The organism is Pedobacter frigidisoli, from assembly GCF_004331675.1.
Classification (GTDB): domain Bacteria; phylum Bacteroidota; class Bacteroidia; order Sphingobacteriales; family Sphingobacteriaceae; genus Pedobacter; species Pedobacter frigidisoli.
In genome coordinates, this window is the sequence record NZ_SJSN01000012.1 from 57774 (window position 1) to 81895 (window position 24122).

Below are 24122 nucleotides of genomic sequence, written 5' to 3' on the forward strand. Positions count from 1 at the left end.
CGATTATGGGCTACTGCGAACTACAGGTCACTTCCAACTTCAGCTTTTTAAGGGGCGCATCGCACCCCGAAGAACTGATCGAACAGGCAGCCATTTTCGGCTACCCAAAGATCGCCATTACCGACGTGAACTCTTTGGCAGGAATTGTCCGTGCCCATTCCGCAGCCAGAAAGCTTGACATCGAAATTATCCCAGCCTGTAGACTTGACCTTTTGGACGGACCCAGTCTACTTGCATACCCAACGGATAGAGAAGCCTACTCCAGACTTTCAGCCATGCTCAGCGAAGGAAACTTCCGCGCCGAAAAGGGCAAATGTTTTTTATACCGGAATGATGTTTTTGCAAATAAGGAAGGTATTCTCTTTATTGCCATTCCACCTGATGAGCTGGGCAAGGGCTTTGATTTCGAGCTCAGTTTTCCCCACGCCCTAAAAGAGTATAAGGAAAATCTCGGCTCCTCACTTTTCCTAGCCGCCAACCGTAGTTACCAAGGCCAGGACCAGAAACGGCTGTTCCGTTTGGATGAGCTCAGCAAAAAACTGAAGGTTCCACTGGTCGCAACCAATGACGTCTATTACCATCACGCCGAACGACGCGAACTCCAGGATATCCTCACCTGCGTCCGCGAGAAATGCACCATCCACAATGCCGGCTTTCGCCTCATGATGAATGCCGAACGGCATTTAAAACCGATCGAAGAAATGCAACGGCTGTTTCGCCAATATCCCCAGGCCATTGAAAATACGCTGATCATCGCTGAAAAATGCCAGTTCACTTTAGACAGTCTAGAATATGTTTACCCCGAAGAAATTTTATCTGGCGACAGGGCACCACAGGAGGAACTGGAATATCTGACCTGGAAGGGTGCCGAGGAGATGTTCGGACTTCCCCTGCCCGAAAAAGTCATCAATAACATCAACCACGAAATGAAGTTCGTCAAGGAAATGAACTACGCCTCCTATTTCCTGACCGTTTATGATATCGTCAAGTTCGCAAGGGAGCAGAAGATTTTGTGCCAAGGCAGGGGCTCTGCCGCCAACTCCACCATCTGTTATTGTTTGGGCATCACCTCGGTCGATCCGACCAAGTTCGACCTGTTATTTGAACGTTTCATCTCCTCAGCGAGAAATGAGCCGCCAGATATCGACGTCGATTTTGAGCACGAGCGCAGGGAAGAAGTCATCCAGTACATCTACAATAAATATGGCCGTGACCGGGCAGCAATCGTCGCTACCGTGACCCAGCTCCACCAGAAGGGAGCACTTCGCGACGTAGCGAAGGCAATGGGCCTGTCAGCCGATACCATCGACCGGCTATCGGCCTCAATCTGGGAACTTACAGATGAATGGTTCGAAAGCAATCGGGTGACTGAACAGGGACTGAACCCGAGAGATCCGCTCCTTGTAAAAGTATTAGAACTAACCCGCCAGATGATGGGCTTTCCCCGGCAATTGGGCCAGCATACTGGCGGCTTTGTGATTACAAGAGGCAAGCTCACTGACCTCTGCCCAATCTTCCACGCCAGAATGGAAAACCGCACCAACATCGAATGGAACAAGGATGACATCGATGCACTTGGGTTTCTGAAGATCGATGTACTGGCCCTGGGCATGCTGACCTGTATCAGAAAGGGGTTTGATCTGGCTAAAAAGCATTATAATTTGGATTTAACTTTAGCTTCCATCAACAGGGAAGATGACCCCAAGGTCTATGAAATGATCAGCGCAGCTGATACCATTGGCGTCTTCCAGATCGAGAGCCGGGCGCAGCAGCAGATGTTGCCAAGACTCCGGCCCAAATGTTTTTATGACCTGGTGATCGAGGTGGCCATCGTCCGTCCTGGGCCTATCCAGGGTGATATGGTGCATCCCTATTTAAGGCGAAGAAATAAAGAGGAACCAGTGGAGTACCCATCCAAGGAACTGGAGGAAATACTGGGCAAAACGCTTGGCGTACCGCTATTCCAGGAGCAGGCGATGAAGATCGCCATCGTGGCTGCCGGCTTTACCCCTGCCGAGGCCGATGAGCTCCGCCGCAGCATGGCTACCTTCAAGATGCACGGAATGGTGACTAGGTTTGAAAAACAGTTGGTCGAGGGCATGACAGCTAGAGGTTATACCGAGGAATTTGCAAGGCGGGTATTTAAGCAACTCGAAGGATTTGGCAGCTACGGTTTTCCAGAAAGCCACGCGGCCAGTTTTGCCCTTCTTGTTTACGTGTCCTGCTGGATGAAATGCTATTACCCCGATGTATTTGCCTGCGCGATCCTCAACTCGCTTCCGATGGGCTTTTACCAGCCGGCCCAACTGGTCATCGATGCCCGAAATCACGGCGTAGAGGTAAGGGAGATTGACGTAAACGTTTCGCTTTGGGATAATTTCCTTCAGGAAAAAGCGGGAAAGTATTGTACACTGAGATTGGGCTTTAGGCAGATCTCGGGGATAAAGGAAAATGACATCGAGGCCTTGGTCCTCGGCCGGGGAACTGGCTATAAAAACCTTCACTCTCTACTTGATGCAGGGGTATCCCTTGCTGCACTGGAAAAACTCGCCGATGCAGATGCGTTCCGATCGTTTGGCCTAGATCGTCGTCAAGCGCTTTGGGAAGTAACGGCACTCAAGGACCGTCCTGTTGCACTTTTTAAAGGGCAGCCCTCGGAATCCGATAAAGAGCAGCAGATCCAATTGCCACTGATGAGCAAGGGCGAACACGTCGTACAGGATTATGCCGCTACCGCGCTATCACTGAAAGCACATCCGGTAAGCCTGGTCCGCGAAAAGCTCAAGCTTTTTAATGTCAGATCCTCGCAGGAAATCCGCGATACCCAGGACGGGCGGACCGCAAAAGTCGCTGGACTGGTCATCGTACGCCAAAGACCTGGAACAGCTGGCGGCGTCTGTTTCATTTCGATCGAGGATGAGACCGGCTTCTCAAACCTTGTGGTATTTGAAAAGCTCTTCGAGACCTACCGAAAGGAAATCCTGCATGCCAGGCTACTGATGGTGGAGGGAAAGGTTCAAAAGGAAAGTGGCGTGGTCAACGTGATCGTAAGTAAATGTTTTGATTTTACCGGCCTGTTAAAGGACATCACCACCAGCAAGGATGACGAACTCCCCATCCTTACCCTTTCCCGCTCAGACGAAAAATCACCGCTCTATCCAACAGCAGAAAACAAACGCTCACAGGTCAGGACAACGGATACAAAGGAAGCCTTTCATGGAGGCCGAAATTTTAAATAACCAATAATATGGAACAATTAGCTTTTTTCCCCGAGTGTGGACAGACCAAAGGACTGCCCATTGATGTTTTGGAATATATCCCAAATCTTTTTGAGGCTTCGCTTGGCGCAGCGCTAATGGAAAAATTTATCAAATATACCCATTGGACCCAAAAGATCGTAAACATGTATGACAAGCAGGTCATCACCCCACGCCTTTCGGCCTGGTTTGCGGACCAGGACACCTATGATTATACCTCCATCCGCAAATCGGCACCAAACCGCTGGACCCCAGAGCTGCTGATGATAAAGCGGATCGTTGAGCCCATAGCCGGGGTGACTTTCAACAGCGTACTGCTGAATTATTACCGGGACGGAAAAGACTCTGTTGCCTGGCACAGCGACAATGAAAAAGCGCTGGGCACCCATCCTACCATTGCTTCGGTCACCTTTGGACAAGTACGGGCCTTTGATATCCGAAATAAAGCGGATCACAGTGAAAAATATTCGGTCAGGCTGGAACACGGTTCGCTGCTGCTGATGAAGGGAGATCTACAATCCAAATGGGAACACCGCATAGCAAAATCGACCAGACACATGAAACCCCGTAACCTGACCTTCAGGATAGTTATATGAAGCCCTATCAGGCCAAAATAAATCATAGCAGGGCTTTTAGGGATTGTCAAAAGGCGTTATAAAAAAGGAACATATTGCCTAAAACAATGGGCAGGATCGAGAAAGAGAATATAAAAAAAGCGGTTACATCCCCGTCAGACCCGATCGGGCTGGGCAACATCTTCGATGTTTTTTCGCGGCTTGAAGATATTGCCGGGCTACTCTCAGAGTTCCTGCCACAGATGGAAAGGCTCATCAAACTAATGCAAAACACCACTCAGATTTCCACACCTAAAGCCACAAGCCTGGACAGCAACCTACAGGAGAAAGTGACCGAACTTCTATCGATTGCCAAGCAAACCCATGAAAGTTCCAATTTTGTCAGGATGGTTTTCACCCAGGAAAAGCCTAAAAAAACCAAGAAAAAAGAAGACAAATCCGAGGCGGTAAATGAGTATCTCCGCAAGTACAACAGATCAATGAAATTATAAGCTGCCCTATCCAGACCTATCATTTCTACCAACGACTTATCAACTACAAAAACACTGAACTACATCATTTTAAACCGAAATCAAAATCTGTGAATATTGGTTTGTCACCTACTAGCATAATAATCAAAACTGCATTAAACGCAAGTTTTGACACTCTATAATCTCGTTTTGGTGTTAAAATCGATGTTTTTGGACTTCATCTTCTATCAAAGGAAAATCGAGGAAATTGGCGTTAAAGAAATTAATAATAAATATTTCTGATAATTAACAATTTAGTAAAAGTATCGTAATCTTTCCAAATTTCAAAAATGTGGCATGTTAAAATTTTCTATTTGCTTTTCTTTTGTGTTTGCTTATTAATAAATCTTCACAACTATCTTGAATTTCCGTTGCTGTAAATGTCTAATTGAAATAATCCATTTGGTTAGGTCTGATCTAGAAAAATAAAGGCGTTTCCCCTGCTTATAATAAGGGATTTGTCTATTATGGACTTTACTATAAATAGTATTAACCGAAAGTGTTAGCATCGTAGCTGCCTGGTTGATGTTTAAAAACTGCTCTGCGCTCTCATCTTTAAGATTTTCTTTAGCTAACAGCAGTTGATACATTTTGTCCAACTTTTCATTAATTTTTTCAACCGCTCTAGGAAGATCATCGAAAGTAGTTTTCATTGTATATTGAGAATAAAAATGAACCATATTACTAGCATAAAGTTAACTCTAATAGACAGAATTGTAAACAATATGCAAACTTTGTGCAAATGATAACATAAGGTAATACAAGAAATTATATCAATCTGTAAATCAAATATTTATAAAGCATCAATCTAATAAGCCCTCTGACTACAGGAAATAAGTGAATACCTATTTTTGGATAATTTAAGCAGTCTTCCTGAGGTAACGGGGAATTGGTTAACAAGAAACAATCGGACAGGTCGTCAATTTCATACGTATGTTCCATGTATTTTGAATTTAAATCCAACAGCCATCTATATTCACCACCTGCTGACCATTGAAATGGTTAACGGTTTCTATGCTCTTTAGAAAATTCCCGAATGCTTCCGCCATTGCCTATCGGCCTTTTAGTTTCAAGATCGCTATACCTCCGGCAAAAGTTTCTGACACTGCATTTTTAGAAAACGGCTGTACCTGGCTAAGAAAATCTTTACGACCACCTAAGATAGAAACCCTGTCAACGAGTTCTTTCAATAAAATTCTATCTTCAAATTCTTTAATATTCATAATTTGAGTTTACAGTGAATAAGTACAAGCAAGAACTATAGTCTTACTTTTTCTAATTTTATAAAAGCTATCTCAACGATAAGATAGCCTTGTATTAGCTTTATTGTGCTGAAGCAACAGTAAGGATAATCTTACCCTGAATGCTTCCCTTAGCTGCGCGCTCATGTGATTTAAGAGCCTCTACAAGCGGAAAGGCACTCTCGACGTCAACGCGAATCGTTCACTATAAAAACCGTTAGCAGGCCGATAGCAGCAAAATATTGTGATTTTGGGTTCGTACAGATTCACGTTTGTCTTTAATGATTCTTCCTTTCTTTCCACTTTTGTACACAAAGACTTTTGTCCTTCTTTAAATCCTAACAATATTGTGCTTAAGCGATATCTAATTAAATTTGCGCTACCCTCTAGCTTATCCCTCAGGTAAATGAGCTCGTTATATATGTTAACATACTATTACTCAAGATTTTCAACGTATAATCAATTAAACTTGCTGCCAATTTTTGGCGCATTTGCGCAAACGAGGCGCAAGCGGACTGAATTTTCTCTGTTTAAGATAGAATTTCTTCGTGAAAATGAAACGTCAATTTACCGAGATCTCCGCAATTGCGGTTTCAGGCTATTAGCGGTTCGATTTAACAATTTATTCTTTTGTGCCGTTGAAAAACTCAAGCATCTGATCCTGCGCATCTTCAGCATGCATCCATTCTATCATATCAAATGAAGTTGCCGCCTCTTGTGCAGCTCGTTCAAGCATGTGTGCTTCATAAGCTGCAATAGCCGTTTGTGAATCTTTGAAGTTCTCATTGGTGAAACTCTCGCTTAATTCAAGCGCATCAAGCATCGCTAGGTTTACTCCTTCACCGGAAGGTGCCATTATGTGAGCTGCATCTCCCAGTAATGTTATATTGGGTTGCGTATGCCAGGTTTGGTCAAAGGGAATGCAATACTGGGGCCTTACCAACATCGGCAAATCTACATTTTCGAATAGCTCAAGCCATACGCTGCCCCATTCAGCGAACTCTGTTTTGAACCATTGGATCAATTGTAGTCTATCCGACAAATCGATTCCGCTGGCTTTTGCCCAAATCTCATTCATTTTGCTGCTGATGTAGAAATCAATGCTACCATCGCCTTTTGCCGAAACATGCAAATATTTCCCTGCGTTAAGGGTATATATTTTACCGCCCTGCAATAATTCATATATACCAGGTGCTTTAGTTTCTCCATCGTCTATGTTTCCTTGCAGGATTGTAATACCTGTATAGGAAGAGCGGATTGGCGTAACAAACGGACGGATTGTAGAGTTGCCGCCATCGGCTCCAATAACAATATCTGCTAAAATGGTTATGCCGTTTTTTAAAGTTATTTCCCATTGAGTGCCAGCTTTTCTCATACTCAAGAAATGACTGTTCCACAACATTGTATCAGGCGCAAGCGAATTCAATAAAAGGTCACGCAAATCACTTCTGTCAATTTCTGGTCTGGCATCAAGACTGTCAAAATCAATTTCAGCAGATTCGTTTTCGTGTTCATCGAAAAGAATGTTGCCCATCTTATCAACAACACGTCCTTTCTCCGCACCTGGCCGGTACATGCCTTTAAAATCATCAAGCAAATTTGCTACTTTAAGAGCCTTTAACCCCGAATTTGCGTGGAGGTCGAGCGTTGCGCCCTGAGTACGAACATTTCTATTAAAATCTCTTTCATAAATTTTTACGTCAACTCCTTTCTGTTGAAGTAATCGTGCTAATGTCAATCCCCCGGGACCACCGCCAATAATGGCGACTTTTTTATTTTGTAATAACATAATCTTGCGTTTAAATTCTACACAAAATTATCGTAGTTGAAAGGTTGACAATAGTATAAATCGGTCATTCTTGTTTTTAAACAGTTCTTTGGGTACAACACCTGAAAATTTTTTCACCTGTTTTATGAAATGATTTTGGTCTGCGAAATCAAGTTCCGGGAAAAGTTTACCTTTCGCAATATGTTCCAGCGATGCTCTAAATCGTAAAATGTTACAATACACCTTTAAAGAAAGTCCGAACTGCTGATTGAAATAACGATTGATTTGTCTGCTGCTCCAAAATACTTGTTCAGAAAGCTCTTTAACGGTTATTTCTCCTTTTAAAGCGTAAATCAATTCGAATAATTTTTGTTTTCTCCTGTCTATTTCTCTCGGTATGAGAGAATGAATTTTTTGCGATGCTTTTTTGCAAAACGCTTCAAAATCATTCAAGTCATTGGCATTGAAATTCCAAAAATCATCTGTTAATTTTTTTCCTTTGTTTACTAAATCTGCAACTGAAGAATTGAAGATAAACTCTAATGCAGGCAATTTAAAGCTTATAGAAAATATTGAACTTTTTGGTGCAATTATAGCTTCGTCAGGTTGCGTGCTAATTCCTAAAAGGAAAATATTAAAAGGATCTGACCAAGATCGTGACAAGAATAAATCAATTCGGCCGTCTGGCAATGCAATGGCTTCCCTACTACTGTCCGATTGGTTTTTTAGAAACCAAAAACTTTCTACAAAGTCCGAAAGCGATTTGTCAGGTTCAACCATTTTATACGCCAAGTCATTCTCCATTTTTCTCTATTAGTTCTATTCTTAGTATGTGTTCGTTTAAATGACTGCTGGCTTATAAATTGCTCTACTTTGCAGCAACTATCTCCCTACATTGGGCAGGATATGCGCTGCATTTACTTTTTTGTTTTTAACAAATATAATTATTTATAAAGCAAAAAAACGCCTTTGGCTTGCGCCGAAATGGTGTGGTTCATTTATCATAATCTCCACCTTTAGTCCTAGAAAGGGGTATCCCCACTAAACTGTCAACTGAAGAGAAATTCGCGTTTATCTATCTGCTTTGCGATTATCAGTTTTCACCAAATGTTGCAGATCAGGTGGATATTCCGGGAGCCTTGACCAGGCTATTCCGTGCGCTTTGGAGCAACAAGTGGTGTGGCAATCAATAAAATCACATTCATAATCAATAATTAATATGCTCAAAGTGTTCCGCTTAATTGTTTGCCAATCCGGAACGAAGTCGTCAGTGACTCTGGAATGTCCACTAGAGTATGATTTACAGCAATTATTAAATCGTTCAAATTTTAAGGTCTAATTTTTGCCAACTTTGTATCAGGATATGTCTGATTTTGCTAATGTTGCAATCCTGAGCAATAGAAGTTGTTTGTTTCGCTGAAGTTCGATCATCGTTTCCTGAATGGCTATTGAAGTATCATTACGTAAATTTTATCGCATTCTTTTATGTCGAAGTTCCATTTGATTGCTGTATCAATCTATCTAAAAGTGGTCTCAGCTGCAAAATATCCTTTTGGTTCTTAACAGAAGTTTAAACAGAAGATTTATAATCAATTATTTACATATGCTCGCGACGAGACGGAAGTTTTATTTGTATTCATTTCGGCCAATTCTACACTAATCCTGTTTTAGGTATACACTTTAAATACATAATCACCGCCATACCTACAATTGATGTTGCTGTTGCATACAAAATCGCCGGACTGTAAAAATAGATAGCAGCCGTAACCAATGGAATGAGCACATTATTGGCTGATTGGAGGCTTTGGTTCACACCCTGTAATTTTCCCTGTTTGCTCTCATCGATCGATTGAGACAATTTTCCGTTATAGGTTGGTTCGAATAAGCCTGCGCCCGAGATGATAAATATAATAGCAAGGGCAATAATCATCACCGAAGCAATTAAAGTGCTTGCCACAATTAATCCCAAGCCGATTCCAAGGCCTATTAAACCGGCTATTCCTATACTTCTTTCGTTAAAACGTTTCAATAACCATGGCAATAACAACGCACGTGTGCTAACATCGAAAACACCAACCAGCGTTAGCATGGCGCCGATAAACGCCGGCCCCCATTTATAAAGATCTTTAAGGAACAGTATAAAATTGAACTGGAAAATTCCAAGGCCTGCGTAGAACAAGACACCCGCCACGATCAGTAACTTAACTGCTTTGATGCTGAAGATGTCTTTAAAATGAGAAAAGATATTAAAACTTTTAAGCGTCACTTTTTTAGCCCTTTTATCAGCAGCCAGTGATTCAGGCAATAGAAAATAGACAGCTATACCAGAAAGGAATATTAACCCGGCCGTAATGTAGAAGGGTAAAGCAATAGATATACTTCCCAGCAATCCGCCCAAAGCCGGGCCGCCCAGTTTTCCTATTCCCATAGCGGAACCTATAAAACCAAACCACTTGGAACGTTCTTTAGGTTCGGTGCTGTCGGATACATACGCATACAGTGTACTGATGTTTCCGGCCGTAAGCCCATCAATAATACGAGCCAGGAAAAGTACCCAGAGCGCTCCGCCGATACCAAACAACACATAACCGATGACAGAACCGGATAAACTGACGAGCAAAATGATTTTTCGTCCGTACCTGTCACTTAACGCACCCAACACAGGCGCTGCAAAAAAAGTACAGGCGGCAAAAACCGATAAGAGGGCGCTCATGCCAACAACAACCCGCCCTGATGACAGGTATTTCCCTACTATAAATGGCAGGAGAGGCAGGACGATAGACATTCCTATGGAATTCAACGCCACAATCCCTATTATGATCCATAATTGTTTTTTGGATCGTCCTTTAGGTAGCGGATTATCTCCTGGCAAACTTATACTTGTATCGATGGAAAGGTTTTCTGCTTTCAAATCAGCGTCTTGTGATTTCATAGGAAAAAATTATCTGCAGGATATATCTGGCGACAATTTTTATCGTCGCCGTACCAAAAGCTTTTGAGATTAAAATTGATTAATGCCTAAAATAGTCAGCATCTTTTCAAGCGCACCTTCCGAGTGCATGCGCTCACCATTTTCGAGCGATTGTTTGGCTGCCTTTGACGCTCTTTTGCGCATATTTATTTCGTAAGCAGAAATCGCTTCCTGAATCGTATTGTATTGATCAGATGTTAAACATTCGCTCAACTCCAAAGCATCAAACATAGACATGTTTGCGCCTTCGCCTGCAAAGGGCGGCATTACGTGTGCGGCATCGCCAATCATAGTTAAGTTAGGCAAGGCCTCCCAGGTTTGATCCGAAGGCATACAATAAATTGCGCGCGGGATAACCGGCGTCGCTACATTTTCGAACAGTTCATACCAAATGCTGCTCCATCCGCTGTATTCTTTTTTAAACCATTCTAATAATTGCGTTCTATCCGAATAATCCAGGCCGCTATGTGTCGCCCAGGCTTCGTCAGGCTTAAAGGTGGCATAAAAGCCCAGTCCGCCATTGCCTTTTTGACCACCCAGTATATTCTTTCCATTTCCAAAAGCCATTATTTTTCCGCCGTTCAGCAATTTATAAATATGAGGTGTGGCTATTGCTGCATCGTTAACATTAATTTCCACCATGGTAAACCCTGAATAAAAAGCTTTGATATCGGTGATGTATGGTCTGATCCTGGAATTTGCGCCATCAGCTGCAACAACGATATCTGCGTACACAGATGAACCGTTTTTGAAATGTAGTAGCCAACCTTCATCTTGTTTTTCCATTGAAATGAAATGGCTGTCCCATACTACCGTTTCCGGTTGTAAAGCCTCCAGAAAAATCTTTCTTAAGGAACCACGGTCGATCTCAGGGCGGGCACTTTCATAATCTTCAGGTTTTTCGTGGTCGCTGAATTTTATTTCAGCGCGTTCATTCACGATAATCCTTTTATCTGCACCCTGACGAACATTCTGCATAAATTCGTCAAATAAATTTGCCCTGCGTAATGCGGCCGCTCCGGATTCTTCATGCATATCCAGCGGTGAGCCTTGTACACGTGCATCTCTGTTAAAATCCCTCTCATACAGCTTCACGTTTGCACCGTTCAATTGCAGTATTCGGGCTAATGTTAGTCCGCTCGGGCCGCCGCCGACAATGGCGACTTGCTTATTTTGTATCAACATAATTTAATTTAGTGATTGCAATACAAAATTGTTAAATAACTTAGAGTTAAAATATCTATACCGGACACAAAAATGGTCGTAAAAGACTTTATGAATAAAGACAAGCCACAAACAGTACCGATTGTCCTGAAAAAATTCGCTCAGTTATTAGGAACGGAAGTAAAAAACTGGCGGCTGGACATCCCGGAAAAATTTGGCTGCGGTTATTGTACCGGATTCGTTTTTAACGAGCATATCCGGATACTTATATTCAATTATGAATTGAAGGAGAACTTGACTATCGAAAACCCGGATATCGATCTTAATACAAAAACGATCCTTTTTAAGTTCCAAAACATTTTTCCTGTATCCGAAACGCTGCTGGCGGGAAAGCAATCAAAGGCTACCCCATCAGTTTTAATTGCTACCAGGAGCTTAAATACGGACGTCGTCATTCCTATACATACAAATACTGCTACTATCAATATAGAAGTAGATGCAAATTATTTGAACGAATTATTTGACCTGTCAGAAAAATCGCCTGTTTTGCAAAGCCTTCTACAGAATACGCAACCCTTGCTTTTCGAACAAATGATCTACCCATCATTACAGAAAATCATAGATGAGATCGCATTTGAACCGGTTAAAAATATTTTTAAACCATTCTTACTTAGGGTGAAGGCAGAAGAATTAGTTTGCAAACTTTTGATCGAATTAGAAAAGCGGGATGAAAAACATCTGTATGCCCTGAACAATCAGGATATCCAAACCATCTATAAGGTTAGAGAAAACATGATTGAGCATCTGGAAACTCCTCCAGTCATCTTAGAATTGGCAATTGGCGCCAATATGAGTCCAACCAAATTGAAACGTTTATTCAAGCAAATTTTCGGTAATAGTATCTTTAGTTATTTCCAGGAATTCAGGATGAAGGAAGCCGCCAGATTATTGAAAGAGAAAAAGCTGTCTGTTTCGGATGTAGGTTATAAACTGGGCTTTACTAACCTAAGCCATTTTTCAAGAGTCTTTGCAGACCATACGGGCATGAAGCCGAAACAATTTAGTCGCTCATAGCTGACTAATACGCTGCAGTACTTCAATACGTATATTGATGACTATGTAGAAGGCCTTTACAAATCGTATGGTGGTACGCTTTTTTCTACAAAACGTGATGTTCTTCGCCTAGTTACCAAAAACTATTATTTAGAGGAAGATATAGGAAAACGACCGTTCTCTAAATTAACAAAGAACAGATTTGACCTGAAATAAATTTCATGCATCTCATCAACATCTGGACGATGAATTTTAATAAATTCTCAAAATAGATTATGTACAAATTAAGACCAATATTAAAAACCTATTATGATGCTTTGGAAGAAGGCAAAGTTCTGGGAATGAAATGCGTTGACTGTGGCGATTTATCATGGCAACCCCGTTACCAATCTGTCAAAAATGTGGAAGCACTGAGGTAGATTGGACAGAAACGGCAAATGAAGTGGTTCTAGAAGAAATCCGTTTTGAGGATTCCAGTGTTGGAGCCGATCATACTTTCCTTAAGGCAAATGATTTTCTTGCTGATAAGGATACTCCCTATTGCATATGTGTTGGAAAGTTTCTAGATGGAACTCATGAATTTCACGGAGCTTTATATGGAATCAACGAAGATAACTTAGCCGAGTGGAAAGAAAAAATACCTTTCACTGGATTTATCCATTTTATTGATATGGCAGGCGGGTTCAAATCGGTGGGTTTCAAATTATCCACCAAAAAGGACAATTGCACCATATAAAACAGAACCTTTGACCTCACCATTCAACTTAAAAAATGTGTGGTTAAGTTAGAGAATAAAAGGCGGAGAATACTTTCAAAAGCAATTTCTCCGGCTTAATTATATATCCGTGACCTTAAAACCTAAAAATTCCTATAACCATTTTTTGCGCTTGAACCAAATTATGGGACCTAAGAAACTGATCAGCAGTAGCATGATCACATAAATATATCCATACTTCCACTCCAGTTCTGGCATAAATTTAAAATTCATTCCGTATATTCCTGCAACAAGGGTAGGCAACGAAATACAGACTGTCACGATCGTTAAGGTCTTAAAAATCCGGTTCTGTTCAAGGTCCACCTTATTCGATACGTACTCCTTAAGATCATCCAAGCGTTCAAAATTATTCTGCACATATTCATTGATTACCGTAAGATCGTTAAGGTCTATAAAAATAGCCTCTTTTATCTCTTCGTTCAATTTTTTGCTTTTTCTTAACATGAGCAGGATCCGGCGGTACTTGTTCAATGATTCTTTTATGATGAGGTTATTGAATTTGAGTTTAGTGATCTGGTCAAGCGCAATTTCAGAAAATGATTCCTGCTTTTGTAGCTTGGAATAGATTGCCTTAATATTTTTGGCAATTACCTCGGTGAGGTCAGCAAAATAATCGGAAATGATTCCGATCATTATTAGTAGAAAAGTATCTATAGTAAAGGGCAGTGTGCTTATCCCGTCAAATTGCTTCTGCCTTTGGCTCTCAGGGATAAACTGTTCAAAATTTATGGCCATGAAAGAGAACATGATGTTTTCCTTAAGGATAAAACATATTATCACCTCTTCCATTCCGCTTTCTGAACTTAAATAGGGAAAAGTAAAATTAAAGGCCAGCTGGTCATCCTTTTCCAGAAAATGGGAACTTATCTCAATATCATCTCCGTGGTTTAGCATGGAAGCATCTATTCCAAAAAGTTTCTCTAGCCCCTCCACCTCTACTTTGTTATAACCAATAACCTGTACACTGGAGATCCCGCTTAAATCACCAGGAATCTCATCAATATTATCCAGCTTGATAATTTCTTTATCATTTCTTAAGAGTTCAATAATCATTGTTGCTTATTTAGGTTAATATACCACCGGTCCATCATAGCCTGATCCATATGGATTCAGCATAAGTTAAACAGATCCTTTCTCAGTGCAACTAATATAAACAAATGAAAAAAATTTTCACCTTATAGTGCTGTGAACAGTTAATCTTAGTCTGCGTATCTTATCTAGAGTCCTCTGAGTATAAAATCTAGGGAATCATAAGCCGGAAAGTGTGGCCATCTGGCCTCTTCGCCACCTTAAGCATTAATAACCTACATTAACAAACCCGAGCCTCAGGGCAAAATCAAACCAGCAACAACCGCCCGGAGTGTAGTATTAACTGCGTCCTTAATATCCGCTTCGTATTTTATGGAAGTATCTGGATTGTTAAAGATGAGGCAACGAAAAAAGACAATTTTGCTAATACTGCCAAAAATTACGGCAACCATTAAAGGCACGTTGATCTCCTCCCTCAGGATTCCCTGTTGCTGCCCAGCTTCGACAGCCTCGCTAAAAACCTGATTTATTTTTGACTGAAGTTCATTACAGATCTCTTTGACCGTGACGTACTTTCCCGGAAATGCCTGCACCTGGTTCATTAGGACAAAAAAACTCCGTTTTTCAAAAAATTCATCCACATAAAAGGCATTTATAGAAGAAAGCCTTTCCAAGGGATCTTTTTTGTCCCAGTAAGCTGTAAAAAGCTGATCCTGCCTTTCAAGCCTATAGACAAAAATAGATGCAAGGAGTTTTTCCTTGGATCCAAAGTAATAAGATATAAGTGCGGTATTGAAAGAACCTTCCCTTGCAATATCCCTGATCGAAGTACCTTCATAACCATTATTGGCAAACAGCTTTTCAGCTACCTTTAGGATAATAATCTTTTTGTTACGCTCACCCATAATATAACATTTAGTCATGTGGGTAACAGGCCCGGTCTTATCCCCGGCCTGTTTTTTTATCTTGTTTACCAATATTTAAGGCCTGTTAATTTAGCCAGAGTCAACTGAGCGACACACAACTTATACCGGAACTGTAAATCGGCCAGCTCGGCCCTTTGTACGTTTGAACTCGCTTCAGTGAGTTCCAGATTTGTGCCGATTCCATTACGGAACCTACTCTGTGCAAGCTTTTGCGCCTCTTTTGCTTCGGCAATCTGTTGTCCGGAATTAGCCAGACTAGAGGTATTGCTTTTTACATCGATCAATGCCCGATCGATGTCCCTGCGAAAACTATTGTTCAGGCTTTCAGCCGAAAACTGGGTAGTTTTTAGCTCGCTCTGAGAAAGCCTCACCTGTTTTCTTGCCTTTCCTCCATCGTATATCGGAATGCGCACAGACAGTCCAGCGGCATAATTATACCTGAACTGCATAATATCGGGCGCAAAACCGTTTCTGAAACCATTGCCTGCACTTAATGAAATTGTAGGTTTTCCACCAGTTTTGCTTAGCGCCAGGTCTGCCTGTAGTTGAGCGACCCGATCGTTCAAAAGTTTAAACTCGGGATTTTCTGCCTGTGCTTTAGCTAGGGCGCTGTAGAGATCTGAAGCATTTTCGAGGGGGAAACCAACTTCAATATTTGCGATATCCGTTTTTAAACCACTCGAATATTCCATTAGCGCATATTGTTTATCTAGTGCATTTAAAAGATCAATTTTGCTATTTTCCTCTTTGTGTATACTGGATAAAATGGTCAATACATCATACCTCAGCGCATCACCGTTCTTAAACTTTATTTCAGTGTCTTTTTTATTGACCTGAAGAAAATTGATTACACTATCCTGAATGGCAATCGCCTTTTTAAGATAGGCGATCTGATAATATATACCCGCCACCTCATAAGCTACCTGGTTCCGGTTGACTTCGATATTGTCTTTCGAATATTGAAGAGCCGCTTTCGCCCTATCCACGCCAGCTTTAACTACACCAAAGTCTAAAAGGGTGTACTGGGCATCAATAGAGGTAGCATAATTGTTTTTCGGAACGATTTGTATGCCATTTCCACCAGGTAGCGAGATTTCGGAAACTGGGGCTGCATACCGGTAAGACCCGGAGGCGCTCACCGAAGGCAGTCCGGCAGATTTAGCAAGTTCAATGCGTAATTGGTCACTTTCAACAGCTTGCGAAAGTTCTTTAAATTTAGGAAAATAGGTGAACGACCTATTGATGAGTGTCTTTAGATCTGCTTTAGCTTCCTGCGCCATTAAAAGAGGCGACGAGAGCATACTTAGCATAATGACTACGAATATTTTTTTCATTTTTTAGAATTTTAAATTACTAATGGGCTGCAGCTGCAACTTTTGCCCTGGTTTCTGCATCCATATTTTCGCTTTTTAATAGGAACATAAACGGAACAGTACAGGCGAAGAATACCGCAATCAACAAAAAACCGTCAAGATATGCCTGCATATGTGCCTGGCTGGAAATCGCATGATCAATACTTCCATAAGCTGCCTGTTTTGCTATGCCGGGATTTACACCCTTTCCGATCATTCCATTGGTAAGCGCATTTACACGTCCGGTTACCAGGGTGCTGTTCCCCTGGAGGTTCGATACCAGATCCGACCGGTGCGTTGCGTACCTGTTGGTGGTATAGGTATTCATAATTGCGATCCCAAATGCCCCTCCTAGCTGACGGCACATATTCGTAAGAGAAATCCCATAGGGCATATCGGATGGTTTCAGGCCAACAACAGCCTGACTCAACAGTGGAACGGTCAGGCAACCCGTACCAATACCCCTACATATCTGGGGAAGGATAAACCACCATTTATCTGCATCCGGCGCTGCCTGTGAGGAAAGATATCCGTGCATAATAAAAAGGATAAATCCCAGGATTACAAAATAGATCGGTTTAATTCCCTTGCCCAGCCCTATTCCTATAAATGGCATGGCGATGAGTGAAACTATTGCCCCAGGGACCATTGACAATCCGGCGTCAGTCGGTGTATAACCCATTGCCCGCTGCACCATTACCGGAAAAAGGTAAACTGAGCCAAACAAACCAAAACCGCAAACAAAAGTCAATAAATTACTACCGATCAGGTTCCTGCTTTTCATCACCCTCAAATTGATTGCAGGATTTTTAGTGTTGAGTTCCCACCAGATAAAAAGGCCAAGGCCTACCACAGCTGCAACAGTTAGCAGACGGATGGCGGAGTCTTCAAACCAGTCTTCCGATTGCCCCTTTTCTAGAATATACTGTAAAGCACCTATGCCTACGGTTAGCGATAAAATCCCAACATAATCGATCGGAATAGCACTTTTGTCTATATCATACTCGTCTTCCTTACGATCGATAAAATGCCATGTAAATATTGCAGCCAATATGCCGATAGGGATATTGATATCAAAAATAAGTGCCCAATGGTAATTGTCCACAATATAACCGCCAAGGATAGGTCCGACGGTCGGCCCAAGGACAACACCCATCCCGAAAATTGCACCGGCCATCCCTTTTTGTTCCGGTTTAAACTGATCGAAGAGAATACCCTGCGAAACCGACAACAGTGCGCCTCCTCCAATTCCCTGTACAAACCGCCAAAAAACAAGCATCCAGAGTGAAGATGAATTGCCGCACATGAATGAAGCGATTGTAAAAATGATTATTGAGGTGAAATAGTAATTCTTACGGCCAAAATACCGGCTCAAAAATCCTGTTAAGGGTATGATGATCACATTTGCAATTGCATAAGCGGTCACAACCCATGAAGCATCTTCCAGGGTTGCACCTAATGTACCGCTGATATTGTTCAGTGCAACATTGATAATCGATGTATCGATCAGCTCCATCACTGCAGCAGTAATCGTCGTAATTACGATCAGTATTTTTATATATTTATTGCGTTTGCGTTCCATACCTATTATTATAAATGAACCACCTCATAATTATTTCACCTTTACTTCAACTTCTACACTTAAGCCTGCTTTGAGAATATCTTTTACATCAGAAGCTTTATCGATCTGTATGGTTACGGGAACGCGCTGGGTAACCTTAACAAAATTTCCTGTTGAATTATCTGGTGGGAGCAGCGAAAACTTTGCACCCGTTGCATCACTGAAACCTGAAACAGTACCAGCAATTTCCTTATCTGGATAACCATCAATGACAATTTTTACGGCCTGGCCGGTTTTCATATGTTCAATCTGCGTTTCCTTAAAATTGGCCACGATCCAATATTTATCGTTGCTGACTACGCTGAAAAGCTGTTGTCCACCCTGTACATATTGACCTGGCTTCAGATTGGTCTCTCCCACCTTGCCCGATGTTGGTGCAATAATTTTGGTGTAACTCAGATTTAGCCTGGCATTCTCAAGAGCGGTTTCCCTGGCAGCAATATTTGCCTTGGCACGTTCAATTTCTGCATGTGCACTACCAGTCTGGGTTCCTGCCTGTTTGTAGCGGCTTTTACTTGTGGCCAACATCCGTTCGGCAGTTTGGTAGGCCGACTGGCTGCGCTCAAACTGCCTTTGGGTTATCGATCCTTCCTTAAATAATATCCCGTCACGTGACACGTCTTTTTTTGCCTGACTAAGAGTTACTTCTTCCAAACTGATGCCTGCAGCAGCCACATCCTGATCGGAACCGATGGTAGGAATTTTAGATTCAGCATTGCTCAGTTCAGCCCGTGCAGCCATCAGATCTGCCTCCGCCTGTTTTAAGGCAAGAAGAAACGCACTGTCATCCACTACAACAAGCGTATCACCCTGTTTTACCTGTTGATAATCCAAAAGTTTAAAGTTGTTTACGAAACCGGAAATCCTACTGAGCACTGGAACAGAATTTGCCTCAATCTGTGCATTATCGGTGCTTTCATAACTGAGCGCATGTGTAATCCTACTGAAAGCAAAATAACAGAGGACAATGCCGATGACAGCGGCAACAAAGATTTTAAGAACTTTAGTAGGCATAGAGGTGTTTTTTTCCTGAGATTCCATAAATTAAATTTTTACAGCACAAAAGTACACCAAGTTGACTAATTTAGTACTCCCAGTTGACTATTATTTTTTGTTAAAATTAATAATATTGGATTTAAATGACATTTCTTTAAGACCAGATGCAAAAAATTTTCACGTATTTTTAGCCCATGGAAAACCCACTACCCACTGAACGGCTGATTTTCAGATTGATGGACATGTTAAAAAAACAGATGGAGAAATTAGCTACCGTCCAACTGGCTAAGCTTATATCACCGGATTTCAATCTTACCTATGTACCATATTTTATGAGTATTGGGGAAACAGGAATTTCTAACCACGAGCTTCTGGAAAAAATAATGGTAACCAAACAGGGCGTAAGCAAGATCGTAAAAGAATTAGAACGTCTTGAACTTATCTATTCTGTTAAAAGTAAACAGGATGCAAGATCGATCATGATCTATCTCACAAAAAAGGGACATATACTCAACATCGCAATCAAGAAAATGGCCGCAACGACAACAGCGGAATATAGCAACCTGCTGGGTGCCAAGAAATATGAACAGTTATTGGATTCATTGGTCAAAATCCAAGCCCACAACCAACAACTTTTGGAAAAGATAGGCCGTGGGACTCCATAAGACAAATGAATTTCGAAATAATGGCGAGCAGCGATCATGCAACGTCAAGGTGAGATTTGGTAATTGATACATCCGCTCTGATAGATTTATTCTGCGGTCTAAGAAGAACCCAGCTCACATCGTTTGTTTATGTTGTGAGAGGAGGCATCAGGTTGATAAATGATATCTTTTCCGATAAACCGGTTGTTGGCCACACCATCATCCTCTTTAGTCAAAAGCATGAGAAATAATTAGGAAAAAGCTATAGGAACCCCATGATTACACGGGGCTTTATTTCTGTTTATTTATTGTTCCGCTGTAGGCTAAACTCCCCTGTTACGCCGAGTTCAAGCCCTCTAAGTTCTGCCAGCCCCCTTAAGCGGCCTATTGCAGAATATCCAGGATTCGTCTGTTTTGACAGGTCATCTAGCATCTGATGGCCGTGGTCTGGCCGGAAAGGAATGGGAATTTTGCGCATTGCATTTTCTGCTGTCAGCGCTTTCATAATCTGGTACATATCCACGTCGCCGCCCAAGTGATCGGCCTCGTAAAAACTTCCGTCCTGATCTTTGGTTACATTCCTTAGATGCGCAAAATAAACCCGGCTTTTCACCCTCTGAAAAATCTCAAGAACATTATTTTCACGCCCTGCACCCAATGAACCTGTGCAGAAACATACCCCGTTAAATGGCAGGTCAACATTTTGAAGGATATAATTGAAATCCTCAATTGTACTGGCAATCCTGGGCAGGCCCAAAATAGAATAAGGCGGATCATCTGGGTGAATCGTCATATAGATCCCTTCGCTTTCGCAAACTTCGGCGATGGAGGAAAGAAAATAAACAAGGTTTTCCCTCAAACCATCTTTACCAATTTCTTCATATTCGCTTATACTCATACGAAGCGTTTCGAGTTCGATTTCTCTTTCGTTTGGGATACCCATTAAAACGTTTATGCGTAGCTCTTCCAGTTCGCCGGCAGTTAAGGTTTCAAATTTAGCTTTTGCCCTTTCCAGTACAGATTGTGGGTAATCAGCTGCGGCACCAATCCGTTTTAGCACATAAAGATCAAATATTGCTAGGTCTATCCAGTTAAAATAAAGGGCTTTAGATCCATCCTTCATTTTTAGATCGAGCTGTGTTCGGGTCCAGTCTAAGACAGGCATAAAATTGTAACATACTGTTTTGATTCCGCAGGAGGACAGATTTCTAAGTGAGGTTTTGTAGTTTTCGATAAACTGGCCTGCATCTGTCCTTTTGGTTTTAATAGCCTCGTGCACAGGTACACTTTCTACTACTGACCAGGTCAAACCCGAAGCTTCAATTATTGATTTCCGCTCAATGATGTCTTCTATTGGCCATATTTCACCATGCGGAATGTGGTGCAGCGCGGTAACAATGCCTGTTGCTCCAGCCTGTTTTACATCCTGTAAGGAAACGGGATCGCTTGGTCCATACCATCTCCATGTCTGTTCTAATCTTTTGTATAATTTTTTCATAAACATTATTTATTTTACATGACCAAAGTCTATGCAGCGTAAACCATTATTCCTGACCGGAAAAACATTCGTAAAAAAAATTTTCCTTTAGGGCCAGATAATCTGCCACAACATTCCGCATTGTATGATAATACAGGTTTATATTCTCCTCTACACTAAAGCATACCGTGTGACCTTTACCGACATCAAAATCAGAAAAGGTCAGTCTGAAATCTGTTGAACATAACCAAGAATGCACGGCCCTGTCAATTCCTCCTATGTGGCATGCGGCAAGAACACGGTACCTTCCGGATTTAGTGTAAAAAGATAAAGCATATTCCACCGGAAGTTCAACTATTCCATAGCCTATCAGATCGATTAGTACAGTGATCTTTTTTCTCATTTCAGTACGGTTAATTGATAGATATTGTAACTTTCTCCTAAGGATAGTCCCTTCTGCAACCCCATTCATAACACAGGTTTTTGAAGCAGGACATTAATGCGTTTTTCTATTTCATCGATGCCGAATTTTTTCTCGTTGGCATACCATCCTTCAAAGGGGCTATGTTCGGCATCATGCAACTGCCGTTTGACCATCCTGAGTTCTTGCAGACCCTGCTTTAGAAAGTCTTTCTTGGTTTTCTGGTCTTCCTCAGTCTGGTAGCATCGGGCCAGATTATTCAGCATTTTATTAAGATGCAGCATAATATATGCCTGTCCTCGGAGATTATCATTAAAGAATATTTTTCCGCCGTTGAGGTGGCTGTCATAGAGGGTATCAGCTTTAGCGGTAATTTTTTCCAGTTTACTCATGCTGGCTCCGGTTCCCTTTAGGATTGCCTCAAGTTGGCTAGATGTTCCGTTGTCTATGGGCATTACACGAAAATAGCCCACACTGCCCTTATCAGGATTGTCCATAGGATGGTTTTCCAGCGGATTTAAACTAAACTTCCCTTTTTCGAGATCACTGATTATCATTTCGGCCGAACGTGCATAACGCAAGTCCTGAAAAATATACTGCCTTTCAAATCCGGGGATATCGCCCTTTTTTTGCTCCCAGTAAGCATTAAAGAAGTCGGTATAAAGATCCGAAATTTCGGGGGCCAATGCTGCCCCGAAATAGGTTGCACTGAAGTTATTCAAAAATGTTTTGGGATTAAACTTTTTAAAATCCCACATCATATCTGCATTTGCAGATAACTCGAGCAGGTGTTCTCTTACATTTCCTGCGTTAACAACCGAGAACATCAGCTGCCCTTTACTTAGGCTATCAACAGTTCTATAATTCTGTTCCATTTTGCGGGGCCCCTCGGCCTGGGCCAGATGGGAGCCTGTTGAAGTGAACTGGAAGTTCATGTAATAGCCCGTGGGTTCATTCGCTGAAAACTCATGCTTAAAAATATCCTGCGCGGGGAAATGATCTCTTCTTGCGGCCACAAAGTTTCGAATCAGCGAGGGTTCATTTGGAATCTGCAATAACCCCTGAGCCAGTAGTGTAGTCATTTCATTATAAAGCGTAAGGCGCATCGGGGGATGTGGATCCTTGGTTTTCTTTTTAAGCAGGTCAATCTGCAACTGAACCATTTCGCCGATTACCCTTGCCCTTCCTCTGGCGTCTTTCGGCGAATCGGGAAAAAATTCCCAAAACGGAATATCCCTGTTTCCACGAAAACCGACCAGCCAGATTACTTCGGCATTGTTCTTCATTGCCAGATCGATATGATAGCCCCAGTATTCAGCAAGTGCGTTTCGGTTGGCAATAGTAAGTTCGGGTACGCTCTGGTGGCGCACATTTTTCCAGTATTGGGGCCAATTACTGTAATTTGAGCCAAAAATCTGCATGTGGTGACCGGTATTTACCAGTCCCCGTCTTTTAGCCGCCTGAGCCTGTTTTCCCAATTTAAAAGATGGATCAAAACTGTTTTCATCAGCAATGGTTCCTTCGATGGTATTAAGTTTTAACCGCAGCATAGCTTCGAATATCGCCTCATAGTTTTCCTGTGAACGTTCCTGCCACGGGCTTAGAAAATCGGTATCATTGGGCAGCCATGTACGGTATTTGATATCCGGAGAATTAAATACTTTGATAAAATCATCATTGAGGTGCAGATTGTTGATTCTTTTTGGCGGCGCTGAAGCCCAGAACCAAAGGGGCTTTACCCCTAAGAGTTCACTGAATGTGTAAATGGCATAAATAGTGCCCCGGATATCTGCTCCATTTAGTACCACAGTATTATGATCAACATAAACCTGATGGGATTCCCATCCTTTTAATGCAGGTTGTTTGCCCTTAAACCGATTTCCCGTAGCGATAACGATCGCAGACCCAGATTTTGGAAGGTGATTTATAATTATCGACTTTTGACCGAAAACGGACTGTAAATCCCTAAGCAGATCCTCTACCGCCACACGCACTTCGGCCGATTCCCCTGGCTGAATATATACAGGAATTTTACCCTTGATGATAATATCATTTGCATCAGCTGTCAGCGAAGCGCCTGTAAGCATCAATACAAAGAAAAACCATCTTTTATACTCTTTTATATTGCTAAACATTATGTTGTTTTTAAAAAATTATTGTGAATAGAGTTTGGCTGGACATGGTAATTAATTTGGCCAGGTTTTGAACTCATATCCATTCAGATCAAGCCAATATCTCACGTTATAATGTATTCTTTTTCACGGGCTTGCACTCAGCGAACTTGCAAAAATGCAGCTCATATTTTCAGAATTCATATCTCTTATCTCAAAAAATCAAAACCAA

At 41.8% G+C, this 24122-nt stretch carries 20 protein-coding genes; 6 read left to right on the forward strand and 14 right to left on the reverse strand.

All coding sequences use genetic code 11. From position 1 onward, the window contains the following. Positions 1–5 precede the first annotated feature (5 nt). The 3 genes from EZ449_RS15550 (at position 6) to EZ449_RS15560 (ending at position 4323) form a co-directional block, all read left to right on the forward strand. On the forward strand, positions 6–3239 hold the full coding sequence (locus tag EZ449_RS15550; protein WP_131560476.1) for an error-prone DNA polymerase: 3234 nt from the start codon (positions 6–8) through the stop codon (positions 3237–3239). An 8-nt stretch (positions 3240–3247) separates the two neighbouring features. Then, positions 3248–3853, forward strand: a complete 606-nt coding sequence (locus EZ449_RS15555; protein WP_131560478.1) for an alpha-ketoglutarate-dependent dioxygenase AlkB family protein — start codon at positions 3248–3250, stop codon at positions 3851–3853. An 86-nt stretch (positions 3854–3939) separates the two neighbouring features. After that, positions 3940–4323 carry a hypothetical protein gene (locus tag EZ449_RS15560; protein WP_131560480.1) on the forward strand — a complete coding sequence of 128 codons (384 nt, stop codon included), beginning with the start codon at positions 3940–3942 and terminating at the stop codon, positions 4321–4323. Positions 4324–4679: 356 nt separating this feature from the next. On the opposite strand, the gene EZ449_RS15565 is transcribed toward EZ449_RS15560, so the two are convergent. From EZ449_RS15565 to EZ449_RS15590, 6 genes are all read right to left on the reverse strand, one after another. Further along, on the reverse strand, positions 4680–4994 hold the full coding sequence (locus EZ449_RS15565; protein WP_131560482.1) for a helix-turn-helix domain-containing protein: 315 nt from the start codon (positions 4992–4994) through the stop codon (positions 4680–4682). 399 nt (positions 4995–5393) lie between these two features. Beyond that, a complete protein-coding gene (locus EZ449_RS22710; RefSeq protein ID WP_165499779.1) occupies positions 5394–5564 on the reverse strand; it encodes a hypothetical protein in 171 nt (56 codons plus the stop codon). 640 nt (positions 5565–6204) lie between these two features. Beyond that, the gene (locus tag EZ449_RS15575) at positions 6205–7371 is read right to left on the reverse strand and encodes an FAD-dependent oxidoreductase (RefSeq protein WP_131560484.1); all 1167 of its coding nucleotides are present in this window, start codon (positions 7369–7371) and stop codon (positions 6205–6207) included. Between the two features lie 27 nt (positions 7372–7398). Next, positions 7399–8154, reverse strand: coding sequence for a helix-turn-helix domain-containing protein (locus tag EZ449_RS15580; RefSeq protein ID WP_131560486.1), 756 nt, complete (start codon positions 8152–8154; stop codon positions 7399–7401). A gap of 847 nt (positions 8155–9001) precedes the next feature. After that, the gene (locus EZ449_RS15585) at positions 9002–10282 is read right to left on the reverse strand and encodes an MFS transporter (protein WP_131560488.1); all 1281 of its coding nucleotides are present in this window, start codon (positions 10280–10282) and stop codon (positions 9002–9004) included. 69 nt (positions 10283–10351) lie between these two features. Further along, positions 10352–11506 (reverse strand): FAD-dependent oxidoreductase, encoded by a 1155-nt coding sequence (locus tag EZ449_RS15590; RefSeq protein ID WP_131560490.1) that lies wholly within the window; start codon positions 11504–11506, stop codon positions 10352–10354. 72 nt (positions 11507–11578) lie between these two features. On the opposite strand from EZ449_RS15590, the gene EZ449_RS15595 reads away from it, so the two are divergent. After that, on the forward strand, positions 11579–12559 hold the full coding sequence (locus tag EZ449_RS15595; RefSeq protein WP_225872338.1) for a helix-turn-helix domain-containing protein: 981 nt from the start codon (positions 11579–11581) through the stop codon (positions 12557–12559). A gap of 349 nt (positions 12560–12908) precedes the next feature. Then, positions 12909–13274 (forward strand): hypothetical protein, encoded by a 366-nt coding sequence (locus EZ449_RS15600; RefSeq protein ID WP_205943015.1) that lies wholly within the window; start codon positions 12909–12911, stop codon positions 13272–13274. Between the two features lie 132 nt (positions 13275–13406). Here EZ449_RS15600 and EZ449_RS15605 read toward each other — a convergent pair whose 3' ends face one another. The 5 genes from EZ449_RS15605 to EZ449_RS15625 all read right to left on the reverse strand — a co-directional run bounded on the left by EZ449_RS15605 (position 13407) and on the right by EZ449_RS15625 (position 19282). Next, complete coding sequence (locus tag EZ449_RS15605; RefSeq protein ID WP_131560495.1) at positions 13407–14366, reverse strand: CorA family divalent cation transporter; 960 nt, start codon at positions 14364–14366, stop codon at positions 13407–13409. Positions 14367–14638: 272 nt separating this feature from the next. Next, on the reverse strand, positions 14639–15247 hold the full coding sequence (locus EZ449_RS15610; protein ID WP_165499780.1) for a TetR/AcrR family transcriptional regulator: 609 nt from the start codon (positions 15245–15247) through the stop codon (positions 14639–14641). Positions 15248–15312: 65 nt separating this feature from the next. Further along, positions 15313–16602, reverse strand: a complete 1290-nt coding sequence (locus tag EZ449_RS15615; protein ID WP_131560499.1) for a TolC family protein — start codon at positions 16600–16602, stop codon at positions 15313–15315. A 19-nt stretch (positions 16603–16621) separates the two neighbouring features. Next, entirely contained in the window at positions 16622–18202 is a 1581-nt protein-coding gene (locus tag EZ449_RS15620) for a DHA2 family efflux MFS transporter permease subunit (RefSeq protein ID WP_131560501.1), read from the reverse strand. 30 nt (positions 18203–18232) lie between these two features. Next, a complete protein-coding gene (locus EZ449_RS15625; protein WP_131560503.1) occupies positions 18233–19282 on the reverse strand; it encodes an HlyD family secretion protein in 1050 nt (349 codons plus the stop codon). A gap of 149 nt (positions 19283–19431) precedes the next feature. On the opposite strand from EZ449_RS15625, the gene EZ449_RS15630 reads away from it, so the two are divergent. Beyond that, positions 19432–19902, forward strand: a complete 471-nt coding sequence (locus tag EZ449_RS15630; protein WP_131560505.1) for a MarR family winged helix-turn-helix transcriptional regulator — start codon at positions 19432–19434, stop codon at positions 19900–19902. Between the two features lie 280 nt (positions 19903–20182). Here EZ449_RS15630 and uxuA read toward each other — a convergent pair whose 3' ends face one another. The 3 genes from uxuA to EZ449_RS15645 form a co-directional block, all read right to left on the reverse strand. Continuing rightward, positions 20183–21379, reverse strand: a complete 1197-nt coding sequence (gene uxuA, locus EZ449_RS15635) for a mannonate dehydratase (RefSeq protein ID WP_131560507.1) — start codon at positions 21377–21379, stop codon at positions 20183–20185. A gap of 46 nt (positions 21380–21425) precedes the next feature. Then, positions 21426–21761 carry a hypothetical protein gene (locus EZ449_RS15640; protein WP_165499781.1) on the reverse strand — a complete coding sequence of 112 codons (336 nt, stop codon included), beginning with the start codon at positions 21759–21761 and terminating at the stop codon, positions 21426–21428. Between the two features lie 65 nt (positions 21762–21826). Further along, complete coding sequence (locus EZ449_RS15645; protein WP_131560511.1) at positions 21827–23914, reverse strand: glycosyl hydrolase 115 family protein; 2088 nt, start codon at positions 23912–23914, stop codon at positions 21827–21829. Positions 23915–24122 lie beyond the last annotated feature (208 nt).